We start from the raw sequence: 8,459 nt of genomic DNA, 5'->3' as shown, positions 1-8,459 counted from the left end.
GGCTCTCTGGTACACGGTGCTACAACGGCTGGGGCTGTGCGTTCTCAGACTTCGACAATGACGGCGATATGGACCTTGTTGTGGGCTCAGGCTCGGGCGTGCGGCTGTTTCGAAATGACACCAGAAATGGCAACCATTGGCTCAAGGTGAAAGTCATTGGCACAAAAGCAAACCGTGTCGGCATCGGTGCCCGGGTCACTGTCCTGCGCGGGCGGGAAAAGTGGACACGTGAAGTCGAGGGCGGCAAGGGTACGACGAGCCAGCACTCACTTGTCCAGCACTTCGGTCTGGGCAAGGACAGCCGTCCGGTTCTGGTTCAAGTTCGCTTCGGTCCGAGCCGGGTTGTCACATTCAAGAATGTAGCGCCTGACAAACTTCTGACTGTCGTAGAACCTTAGCCTGATTACAACTGTAATCGCTCGTCACAGGTGCTATGGGTCTTTTTGTCATTCCGGCGCGCTGCTTCCCTTTCCCGGACTTGGTTCTTATTCTGTCAGCCCGGTCTCAACGCTCAGCACAACACTGGTGAGTTTGTGCTGCATTTGACAATGAAATCAATCGATGCAGGACGTTCATTCAGTTCTGAGCGAACATCTGCCATGGCGCATCGTGGACAAGGGAGAAAAGACCTTTGCACAAGTGATTGGCACACAGAATGATATAACACTGCAAGTACTGTGCAATGCGGAGACAAGCACAGGGATAGGGGGTTACCCGGTGACCTAGGGAGTGACTCCCTATTTGAGTCGGATTCTGAAACCAAGGCTGAGACGCGAGGTTAGTCAACGCTTGAGTTCAGGGCTGAGCCAGCGTTTCAGGCGGTTTCTTAAGTAGTTGATAAGCTGGGGCTTGAAATAGTCCGTCACAGCACGGCTCACAGCCTGTCTGACAAGGCAACTCAATCTGGTTCACACCTGTCGGCTCAGGCACGAGCTCATGCGACTTGTGAGCCGGTTTGTCACATGTCGGATCAGTTTCTGGTTCAGCTTGGGCTTGAGCCTTGAAGTCAGCTCGTAAGCAACCAGGTGTCACTCGGCCGGCATACCGGGCCAGTCGGAATCTCCGACCGAGAGCATTGTTTCTTCTTGCAACGGTCAAGGAAATAGAACAAGGGAGCAGGAAAAGAGTACCGGATTCCAGATACTGGGCGCCGGAGGACGCTAATCCCCAGGTTTCGTGCTATGGTTATTCTCGCCGGGCAGTCGAAACTTGCCCATCTTTTTCAGGTACACGGCAAGGTAGTTCAGGAAGGATACGACGATCAGAACCGCAACGGTGTAGTCCACGTAAGGCTTGTACGTTCGCAGGTAGGCAAGGTGCGTTGGTGCCGAGGAGTTCCCTTCGGCAGGGACCAGTATGTAGTACACCATGAGCAGTGCGAATGCACAGCCGGTAATCTTACCGAGTACATCAGACGAGACCAGCGAGCCGCGGGTTTTCATAATGACAAGGCTGCCGGCCAAAATAAGCATGTCGCGAAGGATAGCCGCCGCGGCAATGTAAATCGGCAGACCTGATAGGTACACCAGGGTGACGAGCACTGAACCTACCCAAATTTTGTCAACCAAATGGTCGAGCACTCGGCCCAGGTCAGAGACCTGATTCAGACGGCGGGCAAGGTAGCCGTCCAGGGCGTCGGTTGCCCATGAAACAAGCATCAGGCTGAGTGCGGGGATGGACTGGCGCTTGATAAGCAGGAGCAGAGTCAGGGGCAGCAGGAAAATGCGGGAAAGACTCAGGAGGTTTGGAATGGTAATCAGGCGCCGTAACGAGGGCGATTCACTAAGTGCTGGTTCTGTCAACCCGGGGTTAGTTTCAGAGTCGGTTCTCATCGGTCTACGTGCGTTTGAGCATTTCCCGGGCATGGGCCAGGCTCGTCTCAGTGACTTCGGTGCCGGCGCTCATCCGCGCCAGCTCGCTGACCCGGCCGGCATCGTCAAGACGCTCGATTGTTGTGCGGGTACGACCTTTCTTCGTTTCCTTAGCGACCAGGAAGTGACGGTCGGCAAACCTGGCAATCTGGGGCAGGTGGGTTATGCACACAACCTGTTGGGTGCGTCCAAGACGGGCGAGGCGCCGACCAACCGCTTCTGCGACGCGGCCGCCGATGCCAACGTCCACCTCGTCAAAAACCATGGTTGGGACAAGTGCGACACCGGACAGAACGCTTTTCAGGCTGAGCATGATTCTGGAAAGCTCTCCACCGGATGCGACCTTGCGCAGCGGCCGGAGTTCCTCACCCGGGTTGGCCGAGAACAGGAACTCTACCTGGTCAAGTCCCGAAGGTGTGAGGGAATTCGGCCCGGGTGAGTCAGGTCCTGTGAGACTCACGACAAGCCGGGCCTTTTCCAGACCAAGTGCGGTGAACTCGGGCTCAAGTTTCGCTTCCAGCTTGCGGGCTGCCTGTTTTCGGCTTCGGGACAAGTCCTGGGCCTGGTTCAGCAGGTCGCGCTCTAGCCGGGCGATTTCCCGATGCAGTTCTTCGCAACGTGACTGGTCGAGCTCGAGCGAGCCGAGTTCAGCGTTCAGTTGGGATTCGAGCTCAGGCAGGCGGTCGGCCGGCACCTGGTACTTCTGTTCCAGTTTCTGGAGCAGGAAAAGTCGGGCGTTGACCTCTTCCATGCGTTCGGGCGAGAACTGGATGTTCTCTCGGTAGGAGACAATCTCCCGCCACAGGTCAGCGAGGGTTGCCTCGACCGTGGCAATGCCGTCACGCGCCGGGCTGAGCGATGGGTCGAGTCCACACAGTTCGGTCAGCTTGCGGCCAATCGCTGAGATGAGTTCCTGAGCTGAGCCTTCTCTTTCCGAAATCAGATTTTCAACTTCCCGTGCCAGTGTATAGCGTTTCTCTGAGCTAGCCAGGAGTCTGTGTTCCTGTTCCAGTTGCGCAAGCTCGCCGGGCTGGACCCGGGCTGAGGCTAGTTCTCTAGCCTGATATTCGGTGAGGTCACGGCGTTGCCTCTTGGCGGCAAGTTCCTGCTCGAGCGCGGCCAGTTCCTGGCGCAGCTTTTGGAGTCGAGAAAAGCCTTGTTCGTACTTGTCGCGCGGGCCGATAAGCCGGCCGAAAAAGTCCAAGGTCTGCAAGTGCGTCTCTGGCCGAAGCAGAACCTGGTGCTGGTGCTGGCCGTGGAGGTCGACAAGACAGTCGCCGAGCCGACGCAAGGCGCTGATGGTAATGCCGGAATCGTTGGCATAGGCGAAGCTCCTGCCGCTGCGGTCATGCCGGCGGCGGAGCAGCAAGATGCCGTCGGTCGTGAAGAGCCCCAGTTCGTTGAGAGCTTCGGTTGCCTGGGAAGAGATATCTTCGAACCGGGCCTGCACTTGAACTTCGGACTCGCCGGTCCGGACAACATCGGCATCGGCCCGCTCACCGAGTACAAGCGATAGCGCGCCGATAATTATTGACTTGCCGGCACCGGTCTCGCCCGTGAGGACATTGAGCCCAGGGCCGAACTCGATTGTCAGGTTATCAATGAGCGCGTAGTTTCGTATCGTCAGCTCGGTCAGCATGTTGTGCAGGCGCGACCCAGCAATGCAGAACCTTGAGTTCTCTTAGTTCGTCTTGAGCAGCTTGTTGTCAGCCGTTTCACGGAACTAGACCTGGCTTCCTGACCACTTCATCTTGTTGCGCAGAATGCTATAATAGCTCTTCTTCTGCGGTGTGACCAGCCGGACTGAGAAGCCAGCCTGCGTGATTCTGATCGGTCGGCCAACAGCAATCCGCCAGCGGCGCTGACCATCGAGGTTCAGAACCGCGGTATCAGAGCCTTGCGCGAGCGAGAGTTCCAGCTTTGTCTCCGGCGGCAGGATAAGGGGCCGCGCGGCCAGCGCATGGGGAGCGAGCGGGGTCAGGAGCATTGCCTGCATTGTCGGGTACACTACCGGTCCGCCCGCAGCGAGCGAGTACGCGGTCGAGCCGGTCGGAGTCGCTACCACGACCCCATCGCCGACAAAGCGGTTGACAAATGTGCCTGCGGCCTGGGCAATGACCTCAATGACACGGCCAGCCGGGCCCATATTCAGGGCGCAGTCGTTTAGCGCAAATCCGCGCTTAGTGTCGTACCGACATTCGAGCACCATCCGGTGTTCCTCAGTGTGCCGGCCCTGGGCGAACGCACGGATGCCTTCACGGGCTTCAGCGCCTGAGAACTCGGTCAGGAATCCGAGTCCGCCGAGGTTGATACCCATGATGGGCTTTTCGCTGCGGCCAACTAGCCGGGCTGCTAGGAGCAAGGTGCCGTCGCCGCCGAGGGCAACAACCAGGTCTGCCTCCCGAACCAGACGGCTCGGGGCAAGACGCTTTGCCCGGACCCGCAGGTCCAGACCAGCCAGAACCAGCGGCTTGTGGCCTTCGGATACAAACCAGGACACAAACCCGGATAGGAACTTTGCGGCGCCAAGCTTGTGCGGGTTGACGACAAGACCGATGTTCATTAGGCCTCCTTGGGCAAGAAGAAGTACCGCGCGCGTCCAGCAAGGTCGCGTTCAATCGTCGCGGTCGGTATCAGCTTCGCCAATCGTCGTGCCTGTGCCGGCGCAATCTCCAGCGCAAGCAGGCCGCCAGCCGCAAGCAGTTTCGGGCCTGCTCGGACAAGCATCAGCACGATATTAGTCCCATCTGGTCCACCATCAAGTGCGGAAATGGGCTCAAAGTCTCTGACCCTGGACTCGAGCCGGGGTAGCGTACTGGTAGGCAGGTAGGGTGGATTAGCGATAAGCAGGCACACCCGGCTGCGCAGTCGGCAGAGTGCCGGGTGGTCAAGGCTGTTGGCGCGGACCAGCCTGAGCCGAGAGCTGACACCAAGAAGCTTTGCATTGCGGCGGCAGACAGTAAGTGCGGCCGATGATGAGTCCACTGCCAGCACCCGGACTCGGGGAAACATGCGGGCAAGCGCGATGGCGATACAGCCAGAACCGGTACCGTAATCAACGACGATTGCTGATTGCCGACTGCCGATTGCGGGCTGAACGCGGGATGCGGCGCGTAGGACAAGTTCCTCGGTCTCAGGCCTCGGGATGAGCACGCGGTGATCCACGTACACTTCGAAATCAAGGAACGGTGCGGAGTGAACCAGGTACTGGACCGGTGCGCCGGCCTGGCAACGCCGGACAAGATGCGAAAACCGGCGGCAGACCCGGGCTGGGACCGGAGCATCATCAAGGTATAGCTCGTGCCGGCTCCGCCGAAGCAGGTGTTCAAGCAGGAACTCGGCTTCGGTTCGCGAAATGTGTCTGCTTGCGGCCCGGACCAGCTCGGCCGAGTTCACGCGGTGTCGGTCGCCAAGTTTCTATCTGATTGTTCGGACGAGCCAGCCCGTCCGGACTTCCGCTCAAGGCCAAGTGCCTTTTCGGCCTCGGCCCTTTCCAGGGCGACAAACAGCCGATCCAGTTCACCTTCGAGCACGCGGTCAAGCGCGTGCACGGACAGTCCGATGCGGTGGTCAGTTACCCGGTTCTGGGGGAAATTGTAGGTGCGGATTTTCTCGCTGCGGTCGCCAGAGCCAATCTGGCTGCGCCGGGTCGCGGTGGTCTTCTTCTGCTCCTCGTTGCGCCGGGCTTCGAGCAGTCGGGCCGCGAGCACCTTCATTGCTTTAGCCTTGTTCCGGCTCTGGGACCGTTCATCCTGGCACTGGGCCACAATTCCGGTCGGTATGTGAGTAATGCGCACGGCCGAGTCGGTGACGTTGACATGCTGACCGCCGTGGCCGCCGGCGCGGAAAACGTCAATACGCAGGTCGGACGGGTCAATTTTGAGTTCAACTTCCTCGGGCTCAGGCAGCACTGCGACCGTAACGGTCGAGGTGTGGATGCGACCTGAGGCCTCGGTTTCGGGCACGCGCTGGACCCGGTGTACGCCGGACTCGAATCGGAACCGGCGATAAGGTTCGGCGCCTTCGACCGCGAAGATTATCTCCTTGAAACCTTTGAGCTCACTCGGCCGCGAGCTCATGACATCCAGTTTGAGCCCATGTTTCTCAGCGTAGTGGGAGTACATGCGGAAAAGGTCGCCGGCAAAGAGCGCTGATTCCTCACCACCGGCTGCGGCGCGAATCTCGACGATGCAGCCCTTTTCCCAATCAGGCGAACGGGGGACAAGGGCATGTTCAAGCTCAGCCTCAAGCTGAGCCAGACGGTCCTCGAGCTCGGCCAGCTCCATCTCAATGAGCTTGCACAATTCCTCATCGTCGGTCTCGGCCAGCATCTGCTTGGTGTCCTCGATTTCGCGTTCCACCTGAGCGTACTGCTCGAGCCGGGCGATTAGAGCAGTGGCCCGGCGGTACTCTTTGGTAAGACTCTGCACCCGGGCTGGATTGGCTATCGTCTTCGGGTCGTTGAGCTCGGCTTCAAGTTCCTGCACGCGCTGAATCGTGCCTGCCAGCCGGCGTCTGAACTCCGCAGCAGTAGCCGGCATTCGTCTGGCTGCCGGTTTTCGTTCAACGATGGACGAATCTGTGTCCGTCATGAGGGCTCTTCTACTGTCCGGTTAGTGAAACCACGCGCCTGACCCCAGAAATCCGGGGCGGCCGATGCGTACTCCACGCTTCACACTCCACGCCGAACGCCGGGGTCCTAGTTCTGACGTAGAACTCGGCGCGAAATGTGTAGCATGTTCCAGCATGGGCCATTATCTTGGCGCTGCTTCCTCTGTCAAGTTTGTGGTAACGGTCAAGACGCAAGGGAAAGCGCGGTGGAATTGCGGATGGCACCGGAACAGGTCGTCTTGAGTTCTTTAGAGCGGTCTCGTTGGCCGAGACGCCATACTGTCCGCCGACCTTATCATTGACATAAGTCCGGCTGGGCCGATAATTGATTGCGAGCCGAGAGAACCGAGAACGCTCACAGGGTTACCTCGCAAGACTACGGACGACGGTCCGTTATCTCTTGGTCCGCAACGCTGTCCAGCGCAACGGCGGTCCGCCGGGCGGCGAAGAAGAACAAGACTGCCATGCAGGAGGTAATGTGAAAGTCTGTAGAATCTCCCTACTCGTGCTTGTGATGCTTGCTGGCTCAGCGCTGGCGGTGACTTACTACAGCACCAACGGTGGCGGTAACTGGAGCGATGCTTCCAAGTGGTCGCCGAGCGGAGTCCCGAATAGCAACACAGATGACGTTGTTATCCAGTCTGGTCACCCGATTACGTTGAATGGTAGTTACAGTATACGTCACGTGACGATAAACAGCGGTGCGACGTTTACGGTGAGTTCAGCGGTTTATCTCTACATCTACGGGGACTGGACGAACAACGGTACTGCTACGTGGACGAACGGGTATGCCGATTTCCGGGGCTCGGCCGCGCAGTCAATCGGTGGCAACAACCCGACCACGTTCTACTACCTGTATCTCAACAAGGACGCTCTGGCCAACACGGTAACGATGAACCAGGCTGTGACCGTTTCGGCGGCAGCGGCCGGTGCGTTGGATATCAACGTCGGGACTCTGTCCACCAACGGCAACAGCCTGACTGTGAACAGCACGAATGCCTCAGTGACGGGCGACGGCACGCTAAACGGGCAGCTTGACATCAATACCGGCGGAACGACCACAATCTACAATCTGGACCAGTCGAACACCGCGACGGGGCTCGGCACTGTCTCGATCGGCCCGGGCACGACGGTCAATATTACGATGACGCACACGATTGGTCGGTACAGCACCTACAACCACACCTGCAATATAAGCGGCGGGACGGTGAACTACAACGCCACGGGAGCCAACGTTAATCTTTCCTTGTGGCTACCGATGAACACGTCGAACGGAGTCTTCGCGACCGGCGGGACAATAACTTTCTATGGTACGGTCCAGACGACCTATTCCGGGGCGATCAGCGCCACGGGAAGCGCGGTCGTGAAATTCGCCGGCAGCCAGAGTTCATACTATAACACGTCCCAAAACTCCTCCGGCGGCACGCAGGTCGGTCTGCACACTTTTGCTGACCTGCGGATCGAGAAGACCGGCGGCGCGAGTCTAACCTTCCGACCCAATGGTTCAGTATACTTGAACGGCGACTTCACCGCCTCGAAACTGACTGTCAACTCGGGTGCCGTGTTCATACTGGCTCAGAACTACTTCGCCAGTGGACGCGGCTACGTCCTTGGGGATGTTACCAACAACGGCACAATTACCATCGACCCGGCCGACAATGGTTTCTACCGAGTGTCTGGCGACTGGACCGGTAACGGTGTCCTCAACGCCGGGACCAAGCTGGTAGAACTCACCGGCACTGCGACCAAGAATCTGGCTGGCGGGCCATTCTACGACCTGACGGTCAACCGCACGGGCGGCGGCGCAGTGATGACCGGTAACGTAACGGTCCAGCGCAATTTACTGGTGAGTGCCGGCACCTTCGCCACTGGTGACTATACGCTCACCTTGGGCACGACTGGTGCCTGGGGCAGCGTGACAGTGGCGAGTGGTGCGGCTTTCAATGCTGTTGGCACCGGGTTTGGCCGGGCCGGCGT

The 8,459-nt window shown here is 58.8% G+C and carries 8 protein-coding genes; 2 read left to right on the top strand and 6 right to left on the bottom strand.

Annotated elements, in window-relative coordinates; translation table 11 throughout:
- The coding region (locus ABIL25_10110; GenBank protein MEO0082620.1) for a CRTAC1 family protein at window positions 1-398 on the top strand (398 nt) is incomplete at its 5' end.
- A 762-nt stretch (window positions 399-1,160) separates the two neighbouring features.
- On the opposite strand, the gene ABIL25_10105 is transcribed toward ABIL25_10110, so the two are convergent.
- The 6 genes from ABIL25_10105 to ABIL25_10080 all read right to left on the bottom strand — a co-directional run bounded on the left by ABIL25_10105 (window position 1,161) and on the right by ABIL25_10080 (window position 6,626).
- Window positions 1,161-1,832 carry a CDP-alcohol phosphatidyltransferase family protein gene (locus tag ABIL25_10105; GenBank protein ID MEO0082619.1) on the bottom strand — a complete coding sequence of 224 codons (672 nt, stop codon included), beginning with the start codon at window positions 1,830-1,832 and terminating at the stop codon, window positions 1,161-1,163.
- 4 nt (window positions 1,833-1,836) lie between these two features.
- Window positions 1,837-3,510, bottom strand: coding sequence for a DNA repair protein RecN (gene recN, locus ABIL25_10100; GenBank protein ID MEO0082618.1), 1,674 nt, complete (start codon window positions 3,508-3,510; stop codon window positions 1,837-1,839).
- An 84-nt stretch (window positions 3,511-3,594) separates the two neighbouring features.
- Complete coding sequence (locus ABIL25_10095) at window positions 3,595-4,434, bottom strand: NAD(+)/NADH kinase (GenBank protein MEO0082617.1); 840 nt, start codon at window positions 4,432-4,434, stop codon at window positions 3,595-3,597.
- A complete protein-coding gene (gene prmC, locus ABIL25_10090; protein ID MEO0082616.1) occupies window positions 4,434-5,267 on the bottom strand; it encodes a peptide chain release factor N(5)-glutamine methyltransferase in 834 nt (277 codons plus the stop codon). Before prmC ends, ABIL25_10095 begins: the two co-directional genes overlap by 1 nt.
- Complete coding sequence (gene prfA, locus ABIL25_10085) at window positions 5,264-6,463, bottom strand: peptide chain release factor 1 (GenBank protein ID MEO0082615.1); 1,200 nt, start codon at window positions 6,461-6,463, stop codon at window positions 5,264-5,266. Before prfA ends, prmC begins: the two co-directional genes overlap by 4 nt.
- 10 nt (window positions 6,464-6,473) lie before the next feature.
- Window positions 6,474-6,626 (bottom strand): hypothetical protein, encoded by a 153-nt coding sequence (locus ABIL25_10080; protein MEO0082614.1) that lies wholly within the window; start codon window positions 6,624-6,626, stop codon window positions 6,474-6,476.
- Window positions 6,627-6,960: 334 nt separating this feature from the next.
- Here ABIL25_10080 and ABIL25_10075 point away from each other — a divergent pair.
- The coding region (locus ABIL25_10075; GenBank protein ID MEO0082613.1) for a hypothetical protein at window positions 6,961-8,459 on the top strand (1,499 nt) is incomplete at its 3' end.

The sequence above is a fragment of the candidate division WOR-3 bacterium genome, from assembly GCA_039801365.1.
Taxonomy (GTDB): Bacteria; Hydrothermota; Tepidihabitantia; order Tepidihabitantales; family Tepidihabitantaceae; genus JBDRUN01.
The sequence above is the reverse complement of the archived record's forward strand: the minus strand, read 5'-3'. Positions and strand labels throughout refer to the sequence as shown.

Coding starts and splice junctions, on each gene's coding strand:
- ABIL25_10080 (MEO0082614.1), bottom strand. CDS start 6,626: ATGGCCCATGCTGGAACATGCTACACATTTCGCGCCGAGTTCTACGTC.
- recN (MEO0082618.1), bottom strand. CDS start 3,510: ATGCTGACCGAGCTGACGATACGAAACTACGCGCTCATTGATAACCTG.
- prfA (MEO0082615.1), bottom strand. CDS start 6,463: ATGACGGACACAGATTCGTCCATCGTTGAACGAAAACCGGCAGCCAGA.
- ABIL25_10095 (MEO0082617.1), bottom strand. CDS start 4,434: ATGAACATCGGTCTTGTCGTCAACCCGCACAAGCTTGGCGCCGCAAAG.
- ABIL25_10105 (MEO0082619.1), bottom strand. CDS start 1,832: ATGAGAACCGACTCTGAAACTAACCCCGGGTTGACAGAACCAGCACTT.